Consider the following 18335-nt stretch of genomic DNA (forward strand, 5'->3'; position numbering starts at 1 on the left):
GGTTCACGTCCCGAATTGGGCGCGGGCGTCGGCCATTTCGGCGGCGGTGCGCAACGCCGCCATGAGGCTGTCTTCGCAGGCCTGACCAGTGCCTGCGATGTTGAACGCGGTGCCATGATCGGGGGACGTGCGCACGAACGGCAGGCCCAAGGTGATGTTGACGCCGTTGAAGTCGAGCGTCTTCACCGGGATCAGGCCTTGGTCGTGATACATGCACAGCGCGACGTCGTAAGTCGGCAAGGCTTTGGCGGTGAACATGGTGTCGGGCGGCATCGGCCCGACAGCGTTGATGCCCTCTGATTTCAGCCGGGCGATGGCGGGGGCGATGATGTCGATTTCTTCGCGGCCCATGGCGCCGCCTTCACCCGCGTGCGGGTTGAGGCCGGCGACCGCGATGGTCGGCTCAGAGATGGCGAAATCGCGCTTCAACGCTGCGTGGGTGATGCGCGCTACCTCGACGATGGTGTCGGCGTTGAGCTGTTGGACCGCATCGCGCACGGACACATGCACGGTAGCCAAAACCACCCGCAGCTTGTCGCACGCCAGCATCATCACTGGCTTGATGTCTTCGCCCGCCAGATGGGCGAGAAATTCGGTGTGGCCAGGGAATTTGAACCCAGCGCCGTATAGCACGTCCTTGGCGATGGGGTTGGTGACCACCGCGCCGGCCCGTTCCGATACCGTCAACGCAACCGCACGCTCAATCGCATTGATGATGGCTTGGGCGTTTTGCGCATCCGGCTTTCCCGGAACGCTCGGCGTCGCCAAGGGCTCGCTGAGCACCGGCAAGGCATCGTAAAAATGATCCAGCGCTTCCAGCGGGTCGAAAATGATCCGCACGGGCACGTCCAGGCCTAACTGCTTGGCGAGGCGGATCAAACGGCCGGGGTCGTCGATGGCGAAGAATACCGGTAGGTTTTCCATGCGCCGCAGCCACGCTTTGAGGGTGATGTCGCCGCCGACGCCTGCCGGATCGCCCATGGTCAGGGCAAGGGGCAGGGTATCGGGGCCGAGTGGCTTGAGCGCGCTCATATGCGTACGTCGATAAAGGCGTCGCGGTGCAGGTCGCGCAGCTTGCGCTGTTCCGCAACGTTGAGGCGGCTTTGAATCAGTCGTTCGCGAATGTCCGCACGAACCTTTTCCATGTCCACGTTGTCGTCGGTGCGTTCGCAAATCATCAACACCGCCAAACCACCGCCGGTGGGAATGGGTGCGCTGGGTTGGCCGACCTTGAGCTCAGCGAGCACCTTTTGCATGGTTTCGGGCAAGCTGCTGATTTTCATTTCCCCCAAAGATCCCGACATCAGAGATCCGGATTTTGCTCCGGCCGCTTCCAATTGGGCGCAGCTGGTCATGTTGCGGGTGGTGGCGACGAGTTGCTGGGCCAAGCCTTGCAGCGTTGCGGCATCACTGTTTTTTGGCGTAGGAATATGAAACTGCGACAGCTTTACCGCTGCGTCACTGCCGCCGAGGCCGGGGCTGGTGCGGACGTTTCGCAGGTAGATGATGTAATAACCGCCCAAGGTGCGCACTGGCGGGCTTGCGTTGCCAGGCTTCAATTGGGTCACGACCCTTTGCAAGGCCGGATCCAAATTCGAGAACTGAACCCATCCCATGTCGCCGTCGAGCGCAGCGGACGGCGCGCGCGAGAAGTTTTTCGCCAACGCGGAAAACGGTGCGCCTTGACGCATTTGCATCAGCAAGCCATCGGCCATGGAGCGGATATTTGATTCTTGTGCAGGAGATTCGACGGGCAGAAAAATTTCAGCCAGCAGGTATTCCGGTTTGCCGGCATTGGTCTGAATACGGTTGATTTCGTCTTTGATTTCTTCCGCGCCGACCTGGATTTTTTTGGCCAGGCGGCTTTGCACGTAATAATTCCACGCCAGCTCCGTTTCGATGCGTGCCGACAATGTGGAGATGGGTGCGCCGATACTTTGAAGATGCGCCGTTAACTGCGCGATGCTCATTTTGTTTTTTTCGGCGATGTCTTTCAAGGCGAGTTCGATGTCTTTTTGCGTCACCTTGACGCCGCTATCGCGGGTTTCTTGTAGCTTGAGTTTCTCGTCGATCAGGCCGCGTAGAACCTGGGGCGCGATCCGCATGCGGCTTTCGGCGGTGTCTTCCAACTGGGCCGATTCCATCACCATGGAAATGCGGGCGTTCAGATCTAGCATCGAGATGACGTCGTCGTTGACCACCGCGGCGATGCCTAAGCCGGAGCTGGTTTGCGCGTGGGCTGTGGGGGTAAACAGTTGAGTCAAGGCGAACGCCCATAAAATGAGGCCGAACAAGCACCATTTCGCACGGCTGAAAGCGAGCTGACAAGCGAAGTTCGCGCGGTGTCGTGATGCTTGTGGTGTGGTGCGTTGCATGGTTCCTGGCATTCTCTTGTGTTGTGTTCGCATCATACATGCGCCAATGCTGCGGCTGCAAATTCAGTGACGTCGCGAGGTCTCGTCAGTTGCTTGTGGTGACATCAGATCTCACTTCGCCCAGCGTCTTGAACACTATGCGAAACATTACGGCATCCGTGGGGCGAACTTCCCGGTCTAGATAAAACGTGCGGCCAAGCGTGGTGTCGAATGTGAGGCATTCATCCTCGTAAACGAAGCTCAACGCCATCGAACGCTGTCCACCGTTGTCGGACATGTCGCGCACCCCTGAGAACTTGGTTCGCCAGAACTCGGTGAGTTCGCTGCCGAAGGTGAAACTGAGTTCTTTGCGGCCATCGAATTCGCTGCCTTGTTGCTTGTCGAAGAAGACGTAATCGGCGCTGTAGTTGACCACAGAATAAGTGCCGTTGAGGCCAATTTCGTTGCGTTTGAAGTCGAGACTGTCTTTGCCGATACGGGTGCGATACAGCAGGTTCAGATAATCGCCCGGCGACACTTTCAGTCGGCCGACATAGTCGGAAAAATTGTCTTCAAGGCCTGAACCGGCTTGGAATGTACTGTCGGTTTTCAAGCGATAGCTTTGCCCGAACAGCACCGAAGTGCTGCCGCCGCCGTCACCGACCACGCTCCATTTAAGGCCGTAGTTGGCACGGGGGCCGCTTTCGACGCGATCATACCCGGTGAAGCGGTTGGCACTGAACAGGTTGGTGTCGTTGAAGTCGAAATCCTGACTGTCCTCGTTGGCCATCTTGTAGGAATTGCCGCCGTATGGGCTGGCCACCAACTGGGCAATGGGCTCCAGGGTTTCTGTGACGCTGGCGGTCCGGCGGGCGAACGGCCAGCTCCAATCCAGGGCCAGTTCCGGGTAAATTCGAAGTGCCGAGCCGTTGTATGTCGTTCCCCGGTTTTGCGGCACGGGAAGCTTTTGGGCATTGAAGAAATCCAAGCCCATGGTCGCACGCAATTTGTAAATGTCGCCCTTAGGTGCGATGTGGGAGACATTCCAACTCGGCCTCAAGCTGATGCGGGTGGCGTCCGTGCCTTGTTCGCGGGTCAGGGCCGTGAGGTTCATGTCGAAGGTGTTGTATGCGCCGTATTTGTTCGGATCGCCCTGGTGGTTGAATTGAACCACGGGCAGCACCAGCGGACTGGTGCGGGAATCGTCTTCGGCGCGGAGACCCTGAAACGCCAGGGTCGATACAGAGGTGTAGTTCTTACCGCGAAACCCTTCCAAAAAGGCCCGGCTGGTAAGGCTGTCCTCGCCGCCGAAGCCGTATCGGCGCATGTACGTGTCGGAAGACGAGCGGTTCACGTCCGCGCCCCAACGCCATGAATTGTTGATGTCGAAGCGTGCTTCGGACTTGATATGGCCATAGGCCCGCGAGTTGGAATCGTACGCCACGCTGGCGGCGGCATTGATCTCGCCTTTAGTGAAGCGTTCGCGGTACTCGCCCGCCAGCGCACCGCGTTCCTTCGAAGTTACGATCGGGGTGACGGTGACGTCGGAATAATCATCGAGGGCATAAAAATAAGGCGCACGCACCAAAAAACCAAGATCGCTGGACCCGCCCCAGCTCGGCGTCAAGAACCCGGACTTGCGCTTCACCGTGGGGTCGGGATAGCTCAGATACGGCGTATACATCACGGGGACGCCTAAGACTTCCATCCATGCGTCGTAGTAGCTGATGATCTTTTTGGTCCGGTCATGGACGATTTTGACCGCTTTCAACTGCCACAACAGCGGCCGCTTGGGGTCGGTCTTGCACTGTTCGCAGGGCGAATATACGGCCCGGTCCATGGTTAGGGTCTCGTCGTTGACCAGCGTGGCTTGCTTGGCGGCGAACCGCGAGCGGTCCTGCATCACGGCGCGTAGGTCAGAAATCACGCCGTTTTTCAGGTCCCCGGTGATTTCCATGGTGTCGGCGAACAAAATTTCTCCAGACGGCAAATGTAAAGCGATGTTGCCGTCGGCGCGCAAAGTGTCGGTAATTTGATTGTAACTGATGGAATCGGCCAACAAGGTGCGTTCGCCATGGTTGACCTCGACGTGTCCGCGGGCGGTAACCACACTTTGTTCTTGGTCGTGGGTCATTTCGTCGGCGGCAAAGGTGGCCGGCTGTTCGGCCGGGGTCGCGGCGGCTTGCTGGGCATGCGCCGGTACGGCCGCCAACGCACCGCCCAACAGGAGTGCGGCGGCGCTCAAAGATGCCAATAGGGTGCGTTTCAAAATCATTGCGGCCTAACCATCCTCAAGATGAAGCAACATGGCAAGCCCCAACATGGATGCGACCCCAGATGGCGCCCATGCGGCCAGCGTCACGGGGATACTTTCCGAAAGTCCCAGCGCGAACACCACGTCCGAAAAAAAGTACAACACGAAACCCGTGAACACACCCGCGGCGATAACGAAGGTCGTCGCGCCGCGCCGCGCATGGCGCAGGGTGAAGGTGGCGGCGATCAGCACCATGGCGCACATCAGCAACGGCGAGGCCAACAAGGCATGCCACTGCAACCGGTGGCGGATGGCGGAAAACCCGGCATCTTCCAGGGTTTTGATGAATTCGGGCAATTTCCAAAACGACATGGTTTCGGGGGCGGCGAAATTGTCCTGAATTTTGGTCATGGTCAAATCGGTCTCAAGCCAATATTCGGACAGATGTTCCGGCGGGGCCTCGGGGGAATTGACCCAGGCGTCTTCCATACGCCAAAACCCGTCTCCCAGCACCGCACGTGCCGCATCGACGCGTCCGATGAAGGTGTCTTGGCCCTGAAACAGATAGGTGATGGTGTTTTGCAGTTCGACCCGCTCGCCTTGTTGCAGCAGGTTAACGGCGTGGACCACCGCGTGGCCTTCGGCGGTGCCTTGGCGCAACCACAAGCCGTTGTCGGAAATCGCCAAAACGCTTTTTTGCCCCTTAAGATGGATGGCCTCCATGGCCTGGAACCGCGCCAACGTCGCGGACGCCAGGGGATTGAATGCGGTGATCTTGAAGGCGCCCAGCAGTGCCGCCAGGATCAGCGCGGGCAACAGGAATTGCCACACCGAAATGCCGGCGGCGCGGGTGACGGCCAGTTCCTGGCTGCGCGACAACCGCCAGAACGCCGTCATGCCGCCGAACAGCGCGGCGAACGGAAACAGCAATTGCCCCATGTGCGGCAGCTTCAGCAGCGCCATTTGCAAAACCACGAACAGCGTGACGTCCGGTTTGGACGACGCGCGGCGCAGCAGCTCGATGCTGTCGAGCAACAAGATCAACGTCAAAAGGCCTAAGAAAAAGCCCAGAAAGCTCATCAGGAAGTTGCGCCCGATATACAGCGACAAGGTGCCGGATAGTTTCATCTCACCGCGTCCTCATGCCGGCGTGCCCGAACGGGGCACCGATGGGGAACGGGATACGCGGCCCATGAACAGGCGCGGCAGAAGCAAAACGATCAGTCCCAACGCGATGGGGGCGAGGGTGATGGCGTAAACGGCGGGAAACAACGCCTCGTTCTTTGCCGCGGCGTTGAGAATGGCGAGCATCGCGCCTTGGTATCCGGCCGCCAGCAAGACCGCAATGAACACCCGCTTGCCTTCACCGCGCCGGGTAAAGGCGCCGGAAATCAACACGCTCAAGGCGATCATGGCGAAGCCCAGTGCGCTCCACGGAAAGGCCAGGCGGCGGTGGGTTTCGACTTTGTATTTGCCGATGCCGTTTTCATCCAACCCGGTGGTGTCGAGGTTGTAAAGTTCCGACATCGAGCGTTCGCGCGGTTCGCGGTGACGGACCTCGCCTTGTTCGGTGGGCGGGTCGAGGTCGAGCACCGACTGGTCGAAATACAAGATCGTCAGCTGTTTGTTGTCATTGGTGAATTCCTGGCGCGAACCGTTGAACATCACCACCCGTGCGCCATCGTCGTTTTCAACCAGCGCACCGCGTTCCGCCAGCCACGTTTCGCTGCGCAGGTCGTTCTTTTCGATATGCGCCATGATGCCCAAAAGCTGGCCGTCGTCGGTGCGTTCACGGACATAGACGGTGATGCCGCGCGACACGTCGTTGAAGGTGCCTTCGCGCAGCAGAACGTGGGAAAAGTTGTAACGTGCGTCCCATTTCAGCGCGCGAAACTGCGCGTAGGAGGTCGGCACGATGTAGGTGGACAGCAGATAACCGATGGCGACGATCACCAAGCTCAGCAAGATCGCGGGCTTGGCCAAGGCCATTTGTCCCAATCCGGCGGCGCGCATCACCACCAGTTCGCGGTCCATGATCATGCGGTGATAGGTAAAGGTGATGATGGCGAACAGGCTGACGGGCAAGATGATGGTCAGAAAGTTGGGCATCATCAACCCAGTCAGAAACACGAAGGTGCCCGCCGATAGACCGCTGTTGACGATCAGGTCGACGAAGCGCAGCGATTGGGTCAGCCATACCACGCACGTCAGCGCCGACGCGACCAGTGCCAAGCCGACAAACAACTGCCAAAACATGTAGCGGGAGAGCCCCATCATATTCGCTCGCTCGCCCCTTCGCGAAAACGTCTGTTGCGGTGTCCGGCCATGCCCCTGTACGGAGCGCGCGAGCCGAGCACGCAAAGTGCGTGAAAAGTGCGGCGAAATCAAGGAAAACAGCCTGAAAAGGCTAAGATAATCGGGCGGGAGCGGCTTAACCTTTTGGCGGCAGGACCTTGCCGGGGTTGAGCAGGTTTTGCGGATCCAGCGCGGTTTTCAACGTGCGCATCAAATCCAGCTCGACTTCGGACTTAAAGCGCGCCATTTCACCGGTTTTCAGTTGGCCGACGCCATGCTCGGCGGAAAAGCTGCCGCCCATGGAAACGACCAGATCGTGGACCTGTTCGTTGACCGCATGCCAGTGGCCGAGAAACTCGGCCTTGTCGGCGTTTTCGGGCTGGCTGAGGTTGAAATGGATGTTGCCGTCGCCCAGGTGGCCGAATGCCACCACGCGCACGCCGGGGATCAACTTTTCCACCAGTTCGGACGCCCGCGCGATCATTTCGGCGGTTTTCGAGACCGGAACCGCGACGTCATGCTTGATCGAGCCGCCTTCCTTTTTTTGCGCCTCGGGGATCGCTTCGCGGATTTTCCATAGACTTTCGGCTTGCGCGCCGCTTTGCGCGATCACCGCGTCTTCGATCACCATGTCTTCGAACGCGTCGCCTAAAACCTTTTCCATCAGCGCATCGAGGTCTGCTTGCGGGTCGGAACTGCCGAATTCCAACAACACGTAACAGCCGTGGCGCCCTTCCAGGGGGCTTTGCGTGCCTTCGATGTGCTTTTCGGCGATGGCGACGGAAAAGTCGCTCATGGCCTCGCACGCCATCAACACGTCGCCGGCGCGCCCGCGCGCCACCTGAAATAGGTTCAGGGCGTGATCGAACGACGCACAGCCGGCGAACGCCACCGATTTGCTCAACGGCTTGGGATAGAGCCGCAAAACCGCGCGGGTGATCAGGCCGAGTGTGCCTTCCGCGCCCAAAAACAGCTCTTTCAACTGATAGCCGGTGTTGTCCTTGCGCAGCGCGCGCAGGCCGTCCCACACCCGCCCGTCGGCCAACACCACCTCCAACCCCAGCACCAATTGGCGCGCATTGCCGTACCGCACCACATGCACGCCGCCCGCATTGGTCGACAAATTACCGCCGATGCGACAGCTGCCTTCTGCGCCCAGACTTAAGGGAAAGTACGCGCCCGCATCCTCGGCTGCGCGCTGCACATCGGCCAAAATCGCACCCGCTTCGACCACCATGGTGAGGTTCACCGCGTCGATGGACACGATCTTGTTCATGCGTGAAAAATCGACGATCACCGCCCCGTCAGGCACGCCAGCGCCGACCAACCCGGTGTTGCCGCCATGGGCGATGGCGGGGGTGTTGTGGGCGGCGCATAGTTTAACGATTTCAGATACTTGTTCTGTATTGGCCGGTTTGACCAATGCCGGGGACGTGCCCTGATACAGGCCGCGTTCCTCGACCAGGTGTGGGGCCAAATCGGCCGCGTCGGTGATCACGCCGGTTTCGCCAAGCGCCTCCTTGAGGGCCTTGATCAAGGCGTCGGTGCTCATAGCGGCGAAGCCTTTTCACGCGGAACGAAGATGAAGTTGAAGACGTAATCTGCGGGGCCCGGCGCATCGGTGTGGTGGGCTTTGGGGTCGAAACGGTCGCCGCTGTTGAGCACGCCGCGATGCAAAAACAGCATGCGATAGCCCAGGTCGGTGACGCGTTTGAGATCGTCTTCGATGGGCCGTCCGGTGTGTTGTTGTTCCATTTCGATCAGCAAGGTCGGGCGGTCGCGTTCGATCGCCGCGCGCGCCCCGTCGAGCACCGCCATTTCGTGGCCTTCGACGTCGATTTTCAAAAAGCCGATGTCGCGGATCGGTTCGTCGTCCAGGCGCCGGGTTTCGACGATCACTTCGCCGTAGCTGTCGCCGACCTTTTGGTGGTTGAGGCTGCCGCCTTGGTTCGAATAGGTGCCGCGCGCGGTCTTGGGGATGCGCAACGCGAACGACCCAGCTTGGTCGGACAACGCTGCGTGGTGCACGGTGGCCTTGGATCCGACCCCACCTTTGAGCACGTCGAACATCTTCGGGTTGGGCTCGTAAGCGTGCACATGCGCCGACAGACGTTCCAGCCAATAGGTGTAAACGCCCTTGTTCGCGCCCGCGTCCACGGATACGCGCTTGTGGTCGACCAAAAACGGCAAGATGCGCAATTCCGCCTCGCCGCGCTTCAACTCACGGCGCGCGCGCACCACGTAATACAGCGACGGCGGTATCAAAACGCCGCGCAGCCGTTCCTCGAAAGACACCGGCGGCCGCCAGTTTTCAGCGGATGCGTTCACAGTCCAACCCCTTAAATCCTAATGCGGCGCGGACCTTACCACGTTGGGGGGCTGGGACGGAAGATGCAGGAATTATGAGCCAGTCCGTCATGAAGCACACGTACGTCGCTCCCGCACAGGCGGAAGCCTAGCTCATCCGCCGTCTGGGTTCCCGCCTGCGCGGGAATGACGGAGGAGGGGGGGAACTAGCAAGGTCTCAGCAATCCTGATAACACGCACCATCCACCCCTTCATTTTTGATTTATTTATTGTAGAGCTGAGGGTCGCACACACGGACGCAGGCCTTTGTTCAATTGCGCGTTTTGTGTGAGTGAGGTTATGTCTTACAATACCCTTCAGCCAAGTCCCCTTGGGACGCAAAGGCGTCTGGTTGTTGAACTCATAATGTGCTGGTTTTGGCGGGGCGTTGGCCGTTGAAGAAACACCGAAATAACAGTCAATTGTGAAGTTTAATGCCCAAAACTGATTTTGAATATGGCAACAAGAGCGTACTGGTGATCGAAGATGTTCCGTCGATGCGCCAGCTATTGGCGTTGCTGCTTCACGAAATCGGCTTTGATAAGGTCCTCACCTGCGAAGATGGTGCCGAGGCGTTGAAGTTGGTCGAATCCACCACCAGTGTCATTGATGTGATCGTCTGTGACTTGGAAATGCCCATCATCGGCGGCTTAGAGTTTATTCAAATGTTGCGTCACAATAAGCACAGCCAGCATGCCGGGGTGCCCGTCGTGGTGCTCACGGGGCATAGCGAGCAAGCAAATCTTCACAAAGCGGTGAAGCTAGGGATCAATTCATTCTTGGTGAAGCCTGTGAGCCGCAAGATTCTTGAAGAGCACATTCGACGGGCAATGACGCACGGGCAAATTGAACCGGATGTCCTCAGTAAAAAATCCCAAATCAAACGTAAAGGCTTTGAGGCGGTTAAGATTATTGAGGGCTGAACGTAGGCCACTCGTGCTGCACGGCGTTTTGTCAAAACGCAGCCAAAAGCTCTAAATTTGAATGTTCCCGATGGGGTCGTGAGGTTTGGGCGGGCCGCCCGGGTTCTCGCCGTCTTTGGGGGCGCTGGCGCGTTCCAGGCGGTCGTTGATGGCGCGGCCCAGGCCGACGTTGGGGATCGGCACCACGGCGATGCCGCGAATGCCGGGCATGTCGAGCGCGCGCAGCATGGTGAACAGGTTCGCCGCCGCTTCCTTGAGGTCGCCGGTTTTGGACAGGTTGACTGCGGCGCGGCGCGGCATGTCGGGGCCGAAGGTGATCAGGCTTTCGCCCTTCATACGGTCTTCGGGTTTGACGTTGATGCGCAACGGGATCGATGGCGCGTAGTGGCTTTTGAGCTGGCCGGGAGCCTTGACGTCACCGCTGTCGTCGGTTTTGACGGGGCCGACCACGGCTTCGATGTCTTCCACCGCAATGCCGCCGGAGCGCAGCAGAACGGGCGCGTCGCCGGTGAGGTCAAGAATGGTGCTTTCCAGGCCGATGGGGCACGGGCCGCCGTCGATGATCAGGTTGAGGCCTTCGCGGTCTTTGAACTGCATCAAAATGTGGATCGCCTGGGTGGGGCTGACGTAGCCCGATTTGTTGGCGCTGGGCGCGGCGATGGGCACACCCGCTTCGTGCAGTAAGGCCTGGGCGATGGGGTGGGCGGGCACGCGCAGGGCGACGGTGTCGAGCCCCGCGGTGGCGGTCAGCGCCAGCGGGCCGTCGGGCTTGCGCTTCAACACCAATGTCAGCGCGCCGGGCCAAAAGGCGTGGGCGAGCTTTTGCGCCATGTCGTTGAATTCGGCCAACTCAGCGGCTTGGAATTCGTCTTTCACATGCACGATCAAGGGGTTGAAGGTCGGACGGCCCTTGATTTCGAAGATCGTCGCCACCGCTTTGGCGTTGGTGGCGTCTGCGCCGAGGCCGTAAACCGTTTCGGTGGGGAACGCGACCAAGCCGCCCGCGCGCAGGATTGCGCCGCCTTCTTGGGCGGCGGCCAGGGCGGCGGCGGGGCCTTCGGTCGCCTCGACAACCTTGAAATCGGGAAGTTCGATTGCTTCGTTCATGTGATCCACGGTCTCAACTGTGCGTTTCAGGTGGGGTTCTACGCGCAAAGTGGGGTCCGCGTCCAGACGCTTCAAGGTATTAAAGGCAGACGGGGTGTTCCGGGAGCACAAGGGACGCATAAGGAAAACCGCCGGGCGCTTGTTCCGGCGGCTTCCGTGTTTTTTCACTTATTCTGCGTTTGGATGAGGTCGCCCGGTTACCTGTCTTCGTTCGGGACCTCGGCTATGGCTTTCGCCACTGGTTCCAGCAATGGCCTAAATTGTCTGCAGCCCGTGCCGCGTCGTCACGATCCTCTGCCCAGGGGGCGGGTGATGGCCTATCCAGCAGTCACAGCACTGAGGTGCTGCGGCTTTGTCGCGGTATCGGGAACGTGTCCCCTGAACCGGTAAGAGGAATTGTGAACCCACCGTCCTAGGACCGTCAACCGCTTGGCCGAGGAACATAGGCCGCTTGACATGCCGGGAGTCCTTAAACGGGTAGGTTTTGGGAGATTTTCCGGTCAGAGGTGCTGACGTTTAGCCCTGTTGCTTGCCCTTGGCGACAAAATGCGGGTTTTCGAAGCCCGGTTTGCCGTAGGTCAGCGGTTTGCCGTCCAGGTCGGTGACCGTTCCGCCCGCCGCGCGCAGCACCGCATGCCCGGCGGCCGTGTCCCATTCCATGGTGCGGCCCAGGCGCGGGTAGATGTCGGCGATGCCGCGTGCGATGACACAAAATTTCAGCGAACTGCCGGCACTGGTTTCTTCACGGATGTCGTAGTCCTTGAGAAATTCATCCGTTTCGGGGCTTTTGTGGCTTTTGCTGACCAACGCGGTGAGCCCGCCCGGAGGCCACGCACGGCACGAAATCGGTTTCGGTCCGCTGCCCAAATCGGCGAACGCGCCGTGGGGGCTGCCCATATAGACATGCCCGGTGGCGGGGGTGTGGACCACGCCGACCACCGGCATGCCTAAGTTGATCAGGGCGATGTTGACGGTGAATTCGCCAGTTTTTTTGACGAATTCCTTGGTGCCGTCCAGGGGGTCGAGCAGCCAGAACGGGCCGTCGCCGATGGCCGGGACGTTGCCGTCGGAAAACGCTTCCTCGCCGATGATGGGGAACTCGGCGGTGATCTCTTCCTTGATGGCCTTAGTGATCAGGTCTTCGGCGCGGCGATCGGCGGCGGTGACGGGGGAATCGTCGCCCTTGTACTCGACCTCGAAATCGCTGTTGTAGACTTCCATGATCTCCTTGCCGGCGCGCACCGCCATCAGGTGCAGGCTATCGAGCATGGAAAGCGGGATGTTGAGTATCATGGTGGCGGCCTCTGCACAGAATCATGAAAGAAGTGAACGCAGAGTAAGCGCAGGCTGGCTTCAGTTCAATGCTTCTCGGCAGGGATGTCTCGCCACGCGGCGCCGGTCTCGGCGGCGATGAAGCGCCAAGCTTTAAAACTATCCGACCAGTGTCCGGCGCCGAGACCGGCCTTGGCCTTGAGGTGGGCGAGAAACTGCGCCGGATCGGGCAATTGCGCCCACACGGACGGCAGAAACAGCGCGCGTCGGCCTTGGTCTTCGATGATCAGGCCGTCTTCGTTGACGCGCAGGTTGGCGATCAGGTCGGCCTGGTCAGTGAAGGTGAACGGTTCTGCGGGACTGAGTACGGACAGATGAATGTCGAGCTGATCGGCTTCGTCGCTTTGCAGCGGGGCAAAGCGCGGGTCCTTGAACGCGGCGCGAAAGGCGTTTTCGGCGACGTCGGTGGCCAGCGGCCGCCATGCTTCGGGCGATCCGATGCAACCGCGCAGCCGCCCGGCCTTGTTCAAGGTGACGAAGCATGCGCCGGTCTCGACCATTTCCGGGGGCAAGGTATCGAGAGCGGGCGATAACGGACCGTGGGCGCTAAGACCCTGCTCGATGGAATTCTTGGCGATCTGCAAAAACACATCGCCGTGGGCGTCGAGCAATGCGCGGGTCTTGGCGGCGAAGTCGGTTTCTGAGGTGACGTTCATTGGGATGTGTCCTCCCAAAAGCCCCACGAACCGTAACCGACAACCTGAGTGCGCGGCCCGGCGGTGTCGCCGGAATTGCGCAGGTCCAGGGTGCGCACGCACATGCCTTTGCGCTTGGCCAGATGCAACAGGCCTTTTACCGGCATGCGCCCACAGGCTTGCGCGTCGCCGATGGCGTCGACGTCCAAATGCTCGATCGCGTCGCAGGTCTTGCGGTCGATGGCGCACGCGGCGTCGTAGCTGAGATAATGGCTGAGATCGCTTGAGACCACGATCAGGGTTTCGGGCCCGCCCCACACGCGATCCAAAACCTCCGCGACCTCCGCAGGGCTGGCTTGGCCGACCACCATGGGCACCAGCTTGAAATCGTCGAGCACCACTTGCAGGAACGGGATGTGGACTTCCAGGCTGTGCTCGGCGGTGTGCGTTGCGTCATAGACGTGAACTTGGGGGAGGTCCAATAAGGTCTGGTCCAGACTGTGGTCGATGGCGACCGGGCCGAGAGGGGTGAGGAAGGTCTCCGCGCTCGACAGCGCCAGTCCCAAGGTCGGCACCCGGTGGCACGGGCCCAACAGCACCACGCGGGTGATGACGTCGTGCAAGGGTTGCAGGTGGGCGTAGGCGTGGGCGGCGACGGGACCGGAATAGATGTAGCCAGCATGCGGCGCGATCAAGGCTTTGGGCGCAACGCCGACCTCTTCGCCGGCCTCGGCCAGAAAGGCGCGGATTTGGCCGGAAAGAGAAACTGCGTCGGCGGGGTAGAAAGCACCCGCGACGGCGGGGGAACGTACCAAGCTCATGATCTTTATATGGTATACTGATTGGAGCAAATAGGAAACCGGGAGCGTGTCATGAGCGAGCAAAACACGACCGAAACGTTCCAAAACAACAGCGTCGTCAGCGGGCGCTATTGGCATGCGCTCGATAACGGGCGGGTGCAATGCGACCTGTGCCCGCGTGCGTGCAAAATTCACGACGGCCAGCGCGGGCTGTGCTTCGTGCGCGCCGCGCGCGGCGGTGAGGTGGTGTTGACCACCTATGGCCGCTCGTCGGGTTATTGCATCGATCCGATCGAAAAAAAGCCGCTCAATCATTTTCTCCCCGGCACGCCGGTGCTGTCGTTCGGCACGGCGGGCTGCAACCTGACCTGCAAGTTCTGCCAGAACTGGGATATTTCCAAGGCCCGTGAATTCGATGTGTTGGCGGCCAAGGCGAGCCCGCAACAGATCGCCCGCACGGCCCACGACCTGGGCTGCAAAAGCGTCGCCTTCACTTACAACGACCCGGTGATCTTCCTCGAATACGCGGTCGATACGGCCATCGCGTGTCACGAACTGGGGGTGAAGACCGTGGCGGTGACGGCGGGCTATATTTCGCCCGAACCGCGGCGGGAATTTTTCAGCCACATGGACGCCGCCAACGTCGATTTGAAATGCTTCACCGAAGACTTTTATCAACGCCTGTGCACCGGTCATTTGCAGGACGTGCTCGACACCTTGGTTTATCTGAAGCATGAAACCGACGTGTGGTTCGAACTCACCACATTGTTGATTCCCGGCGAAAACGATTCGGATGCAGAATTGGACGCCATGACCAAATGGGTGGCCAAGGAGCTTGGCCCCGACGTGCCGATGCATTTCACGGCGTTCCACCCCGATTGGAAAATGCGCGACATCGTCAAAACCCCGCACGAAACACTGTTGCGCGCGCGCGCCATTGCGCTCAGCAACGGGGTGCGCTACGCCTATGTCGGCAACGTCCACGACCTGGAAGCCGAAAGCACCTACTGTCACAGTTGCGGCGAACGCCTGATCGGACGCGATTGGTATGTGCTGTCGGAGTGGAATTTGACCGACGACGGTCATTGCACCAAGTGCGGTGCGCGGTGCGGCGGCGTTTTCGATGGTCCGGCCGGAACGTGGGGGGCAAAGCGCATGCCCGTGAACATGGGTTGAAACGAATAGATGCGAAGTGAATTTCGAATATGATTAACCGCCACAGGGCAGGGCTTATCCTTAAATTTGTTATATCTGCCGCTTTGGTGTGGGCGTTGATGCATGCGGTTGGCGGAGGGGACGCCGTGGAACGCATGTTAGACTTGCGCCCTGAGTGGTTGGCCGTGGCTCTGATTCTCGGCTTTGTGCAGACGGTCGTCGGTGCGTTGCGTTGGCGCGCGGTTCTGATCGCCATCAAAGCGCATTTGCCTTGGTGGCAGCTTTTTCGGTTTACCTATATCGGCGCATTTTTCAATCAGACTTTGCCGTCCGCTGTCGGTGGAGATGCCGTGCGCGGGTATATGGCTTATCGGTCCGGTTTGGCGATGGGGCCATCGGTGAACGGTGTGTTGCTGGATCGCATCGCCACGGTTTTGGCGCTGGTTATGCTGGTGGCGGTGATGACGCCGTTCGGCGTGGCGGAACTGAATGTTGGGGATTGGTTCGCGCGCACCGTTTGGCTGGTTTCCGTCTTGGCCGTGGCCGGCGTTGCGACCATCATGGTGTTGGACCGTCTGCCCCTTGGCCTGCGCCGCTTTCGTCTGGTCGCCGGGTTGAGCGTCTTGGCGACCGATGCACGATGCATGTTTCTGCAACCAGGTCATGCGCTGCATGTGATGTTCTGGTCTGCGCTCGGTCACGTGAATTTGTCTGCGATCATTTTTGTGCTGGCGATGGGCTTGGGGGTGGATATCACCCTTGTCGATTGTCTGTTGTTGTTTCCCCCGGTGCTGTTGGCGCAGACGCTTCCGATCTCGCTGGCCGGTTGGGGCGTGCGCGAGGGGGCCATGGTGGCGATGTTCGCTTTGGCGGGGGTCGGCGCGCAAAGCGCGTTGGCGATTTCGATCCTCTACGGTTTTGTCATGATTTTGGCCAGCTTGCCGGGCTCCGCTTTTTGGCTGGCGGCGGGCCGCAAGACCGTGGAACAAGCGGAGGCCTTCGCCGAACGGTAACCCGGTTGCGCTTTTACGTTTGCCGCCCGGTGATCCGAGTTGTTAGAGTGCTCGCAAACGATCCTTGCGTTCCCCATATTCGGGACAGCCAACCTCATTATCGATTACGGAGTTTTCCATGAAGATCTCGTTCGCCAATCTCGCCGTTCCCAAAGCCGGCGCCGTCGTTGTCTGTGTTCTCGAAGGACGCAAGCTGACCGACAGTGCTCAGGCGATCGACGATGCCACAGGCGGAGCGCTGACCCGTGCGATCAAGGCCAGCACGTTCAAGGGCGCAAAACATCATTCGTTGACGGTGATGACGCCGGGCGGACGTTTGAGCCGCGTGGTGTGCATGGGGCTGGGCAAAGCCAAAGAGGTCGACGCCCTGGCGTTGCAGGATTTGGGCGGACGCATCGTTTCGACGTTGAAGGCCCACGCGACCAGCGCCCAAGTGTTGGTTGACGACATCGAAGGCTGCGAACTTAAGGCCCACGAAATGGCCGCGGAAGTGGCCTTGGGCGCGCGCTTGGGCTCTTACGCCTTCGACAAGTACAAAACCAAGAAGAAAGCCCACGACACGCCGTTGCTGCGCGACGTGAAGTTCTATTGCAAGCTGTCGGCCAAGGCACAAGCGTTGTTCGCGCCGCAAGACAAAGTCGCGGATGGTGTGTTCTTCACCCGCGATCTGGTCTCCGAACCGTCGAATGTGCTGTATCCGGAAACCCTGGCTGAACAAGCCAAGACGCTCAGCAAAATGGGCATCAAGGTCGAGGTCCTGTCCCAAGCGCAGATGAAACGCCTGGGCATGGGCGCGCTGTTGGGCGTGGCGCAAGGCAGTGCGCACGAACCCAAGCTGGTGGTCATGCACTACAACGGCAAGCCTACGCGCAAAGGCGCCAAGGCGGCCAAGGCCGATCAACCGGTGGCGTTCATCGGCAAGGGCGTGACGTTCGATTCAGGTGGCATCTCGATCAAGCCGTCGGCGGGCATGGAAGACATGAAATGGGATATGGGCGGCGCGGGCGTCGTGATCGGCCTGATGAAAGCCTTGGCCGGTCGCAAAGCCAAGGTCAACGCGGTTGGCGTTGTGGGCCTGGTGGAAAACATGCCCTCCGGCACCGCGCAGCGCCCCGGCGACATCGTCACGTCGATGTCGGGCCAGACCATTGAAGTGCTCAACACCGACGCCGAGGGCCGCCTGGTTCTGGCGGATGCGCTTTGGTACACCAAGGAACGCTTCAACCCGCACACCATGATCGATCTCGCCACGTTGACCGGCGCGATCATGGTTGCGTTGGGCTCGCACTACGCAGGGCTGTTTTCCAACGACGACGATTTCGCGTGGGAACTGATCAAGGCCGGACGTGAGGTGGACGAACGAGTGTGGTCTTTGCCGCTGGGGCCCGAATACGACAAGATGATCAACTCCTCGGTGGCCGACATGCAAAACATCGGCGAACGGTGGGGCGGAAGCATCACCGCGGCGCAGTTCCTCAAGCGCTTCGTCGGCGACACCAAGTGGGCGCACCTCGATATCGCGGGCGTGACCTGGTCGAAAGCGGGCAAGCCCGTTGCGCCCAAAGGCGGTACCGGGTTCGGTGTACGCCTGTTGGATCGCTGGGTTGCCAATCAGCTCGAAAAGTAAGATTGGATGATGACGGAGATCGCCTTTTACCACCTGACCCGTTCGCCTCTCGAAGCGGCCTTGCCCAAACTGTTGGACAAGACCCTTCAGGCCGGCAAACGCGCGGTGGTGATGGCGGGCTCCGCCCAGCGGGTCGAGCATCTCAATGGCGCGCTGTGGACGTTCGATTCCGCTTCCTGGTTGCCGCACGGTTCGAAAAAGGACGGTCATCCGACAGAGCAGCCGGTGTGGTTGACGGACACCGATGAAAATCCCAACGATGCCCAGTTCTTGTTTTTGACCGATGGGGCCGCCGTGGCGGACTTAGACGGTTTTGAGCGTTGTTTCGAACTGTTCGACGGCAACAGCATCGACAGCGTGCAGGTCGCGCGCGAACGCTGGAAGGCGTACAAGAGCGCTGGCCACACCTTGACCTATTGGCAACAAACCGAGCAGGGCGGGTGGAGCAAAAAAGAAACCTGAGTTTAGACCGATACGGATATAAAAAAGCGGCG

Annotated in this window: 16 protein-coding genes; 5 read left to right on the forward strand and 11 right to left on the reverse strand. The window is 59.9% G+C overall.

Going from position 1 to position 18335, the window contains the following annotated elements; all coding sequences use genetic code 11:
* Window positions 1-3: 3 nt before the first annotated feature.
* The 7 genes from pdxA to VIN96_RS06465 form a co-directional block, all read right to left on the reverse strand.
* On the reverse strand, window positions 4-1032 hold the full coding sequence (pdxA, locus tag VIN96_RS06435; protein ID WP_331894772.1) for a 4-hydroxythreonine-4-phosphate dehydrogenase PdxA: 1029 nt from the start codon (window positions 1030-1032) through the stop codon (window positions 4-6).
* A complete protein-coding gene (locus VIN96_RS06440) occupies window positions 1029-2375 on the reverse strand; it encodes a peptidylprolyl isomerase (RefSeq protein ID WP_331894773.1) in 1347 nt (448 codons plus the stop codon). The genes pdxA and VIN96_RS06440 overlap by 4 nt, the downstream gene beginning before the upstream one ends.
* Before the next feature lie 85 nt (window positions 2376-2460).
* Entirely contained in the window at window positions 2461-4629 is a 2169-nt protein-coding gene (locus VIN96_RS06445) for an LPS-assembly protein LptD (protein WP_331894775.1), read from the reverse strand.
* A gap of 6 nt (window positions 4630-4635) precedes the next feature.
* Entirely contained in the window at window positions 4636-5736 is a 1101-nt protein-coding gene (gene lptG / locus VIN96_RS06450; protein ID WP_331894777.1) for an LPS export ABC transporter permease LptG, read from the reverse strand.
* Window positions 5737-5748: 12 nt separating this feature from the next.
* Complete coding sequence (gene lptF / locus VIN96_RS06455) at window positions 5749-6885, reverse strand: LPS export ABC transporter permease LptF (RefSeq protein ID WP_331894779.1); 1137 nt, start codon at window positions 6883-6885, stop codon at window positions 5749-5751.
* A gap of 154 nt (window positions 6886-7039) precedes the next feature.
* Window positions 7040-8455 (reverse strand): FAD-binding oxidoreductase, encoded by a 1416-nt coding sequence (locus tag VIN96_RS06460; protein WP_331894781.1) that lies wholly within the window; start codon window positions 8453-8455, stop codon window positions 7040-7042.
* Window positions 8452-9231 (reverse strand): FkbM family methyltransferase, encoded by a 780-nt coding sequence (locus VIN96_RS06465; protein WP_331894782.1) that lies wholly within the window; start codon window positions 9229-9231, stop codon window positions 8452-8454. The genes VIN96_RS06460 and VIN96_RS06465 overlap by 4 nt, the downstream gene beginning before the upstream one ends.
* Before the next feature lie 452 nt (window positions 9232-9683).
* Here VIN96_RS06465 and VIN96_RS06470 point away from each other — a divergent pair, with 452 nt between their 5' ends.
* Window positions 9684-10172: a response regulator gene (locus VIN96_RS06470; protein ID WP_331894783.1), complete on the forward strand. Its 489-nt coding sequence runs from the start codon at window positions 9684-9686 to the stop codon at window positions 10170-10172.
* A gap of 51 nt (window positions 10173-10223) precedes the next feature.
* Here VIN96_RS06470 and VIN96_RS06475 read toward each other — a convergent pair whose 3' ends face one another.
* The 4 genes from VIN96_RS06475 to amrB form a co-directional block, all read right to left on the reverse strand.
* Window positions 10224-11279: an L-threonylcarbamoyladenylate synthase gene (locus VIN96_RS06475; protein WP_331894785.1), complete on the reverse strand. Its 1056-nt coding sequence runs from the start codon at window positions 11277-11279 to the stop codon at window positions 10224-10226.
* A gap of 516 nt (window positions 11280-11795) precedes the next feature.
* On the reverse strand, window positions 11796-12572 hold the full coding sequence (gene cysQ, locus VIN96_RS06480; protein WP_331894787.1) for a 3'(2'),5'-bisphosphate nucleotidase CysQ: 777 nt from the start codon (window positions 12570-12572) through the stop codon (window positions 11796-11798).
* A 65-nt stretch (window positions 12573-12637) separates the two neighbouring features.
* Complete coding sequence (gene amrA, locus VIN96_RS06485; protein ID WP_331894789.1) at window positions 12638-13267, reverse strand: AmmeMemoRadiSam system protein A; 630 nt, start codon at window positions 13265-13267, stop codon at window positions 12638-12640.
* The gene (gene amrB / locus VIN96_RS06490; protein ID WP_331894791.1) at window positions 13264-14067 is read right to left on the reverse strand and encodes an AmmeMemoRadiSam system protein B; all 804 of its coding nucleotides are present in this window, start codon (window positions 14065-14067) and stop codon (window positions 13264-13266) included. Before amrB ends, amrA begins: the two co-directional genes overlap by 4 nt.
* 51 nt (window positions 14068-14118) lie before the next feature.
* On the opposite strand from amrB, the gene amrS reads away from it, so the two are divergent.
* From amrS to VIN96_RS06510, 4 genes are all read left to right on the forward strand, one after another.
* The gene (gene amrS / locus VIN96_RS06495) at window positions 14119-15222 is read left to right on the forward strand and encodes an AmmeMemoRadiSam system radical SAM enzyme (RefSeq protein WP_331894793.1); all 1104 of its coding nucleotides are present in this window, start codon (window positions 14119-14121) and stop codon (window positions 15220-15222) included.
* Window positions 15223-15251: 29 nt separating this feature from the next.
* Complete coding sequence (locus VIN96_RS06500) at window positions 15252-16214, forward strand: lysylphosphatidylglycerol synthase transmembrane domain-containing protein (RefSeq protein WP_331894795.1); 963 nt, start codon at window positions 15252-15254, stop codon at window positions 16212-16214.
* Window positions 16215-16332: 118 nt separating this feature from the next.
* Entirely contained in the window at window positions 16333-17841 is a 1509-nt protein-coding gene (locus VIN96_RS06505; RefSeq protein ID WP_331894797.1) for a leucyl aminopeptidase, read from the forward strand.
* A gap of 6 nt (window positions 17842-17847) precedes the next feature.
* Complete coding sequence (locus VIN96_RS06510) at window positions 17848-18303, forward strand: DNA polymerase III subunit chi (RefSeq protein WP_414675595.1); 456 nt, start codon at window positions 17848-17850, stop codon at window positions 18301-18303.
* Window positions 18304-18335: the final 32 nt, after the last annotated feature.

Origin of the sequence: Magnetovibrio sp. (assembly GCF_036568125.1) — a bacterium.
Classification (GTDB): Bacteria; Pseudomonadota; Alphaproteobacteria; order Rhodospirillales; family Magnetovibrionaceae; genus Magnetovibrio.

Bases quoted from the DNA above. Each gene is read 5' to 3' on its own strand.
- lptF (WP_331894779.1), bottom strand. From the start codon at position 6,885: ATGATGGGGCTCTCCCGCTACATGTTTTGGCAGTTGTTTGTCGGCTTG.
- VIN96_RS06505 (WP_331894797.1), top strand. From the start codon at position 16,333: ATGAAGATCTCGTTCGCCAATCTCGCCGTTCCCAAAGCCGGCGCCGTC.
- VIN96_RS06440 (WP_331894773.1), bottom strand. From the start codon at position 2,375: ATGCAACGCACCACACCACAAGCATCACGACACCGCGCGAACTTCGCT.
- VIN96_RS06510 (WP_414675595.1), top strand. From the start codon at position 17,848: ATGATGACGGAGATCGCCTTTTACCACCTGACCCGTTCGCCTCTCGAA.
- amrB (WP_331894791.1), bottom strand. From the start codon at position 14,067: ATGAGCTTGGTACGTTCCCCCGCCGTCGCGGGTGCTTTCTACCCCGCC.
- VIN96_RS06500 (WP_331894795.1), top strand. From the start codon at position 15,252: ATGATTAACCGCCACAGGGCAGGGCTTATCCTTAAATTTGTTATATCT.
- VIN96_RS06445 (WP_331894775.1), bottom strand. From the start codon at position 4,629: ATGATTTTGAAACGCACCCTATTGGCATCTTTGAGCGCCGCCGCACTC.
- lptG (WP_331894777.1), bottom strand. From the start codon at position 5,736: ATGAAACTATCCGGCACCTTGTCGCTGTATATCGGGCGCAACTTCCTG.
- amrS (WP_331894793.1), top strand. From the start codon at position 14,119: ATGAGCGAGCAAAACACGACCGAAACGTTCCAAAACAACAGCGTCGTC.
- VIN96_RS06470 (WP_331894783.1), top strand. From the start codon at position 9,684: ATGCCCAAAACTGATTTTGAATATGGCAACAAGAGCGTACTGGTGATC.
- amrA (WP_331894789.1), bottom strand. From the start codon at position 13,267: ATGAACGTCACCTCAGAAACCGACTTCGCCGCCAAGACCCGCGCATTG.
- pdxA (WP_331894772.1), bottom strand. From the start codon at position 1,032: ATGAGCGCGCTCAAGCCACTCGGCCCCGATACCCTGCCCCTTGCCCTG.
- cysQ (WP_331894787.1), bottom strand. From the start codon at position 12,572: ATGATACTCAACATCCCGCTTTCCATGCTCGATAGCCTGCACCTGATG.
- VIN96_RS06460 (WP_331894781.1), bottom strand. From the start codon at position 8,455: ATGAGCACCGACGCCTTGATCAAGGCCCTCAAGGAGGCGCTTGGCGAA.
- VIN96_RS06475 (WP_331894785.1), bottom strand. From the start codon at position 11,279: ATGAACGAAGCAATCGAACTTCCCGATTTCAAGGTTGTCGAGGCGACC.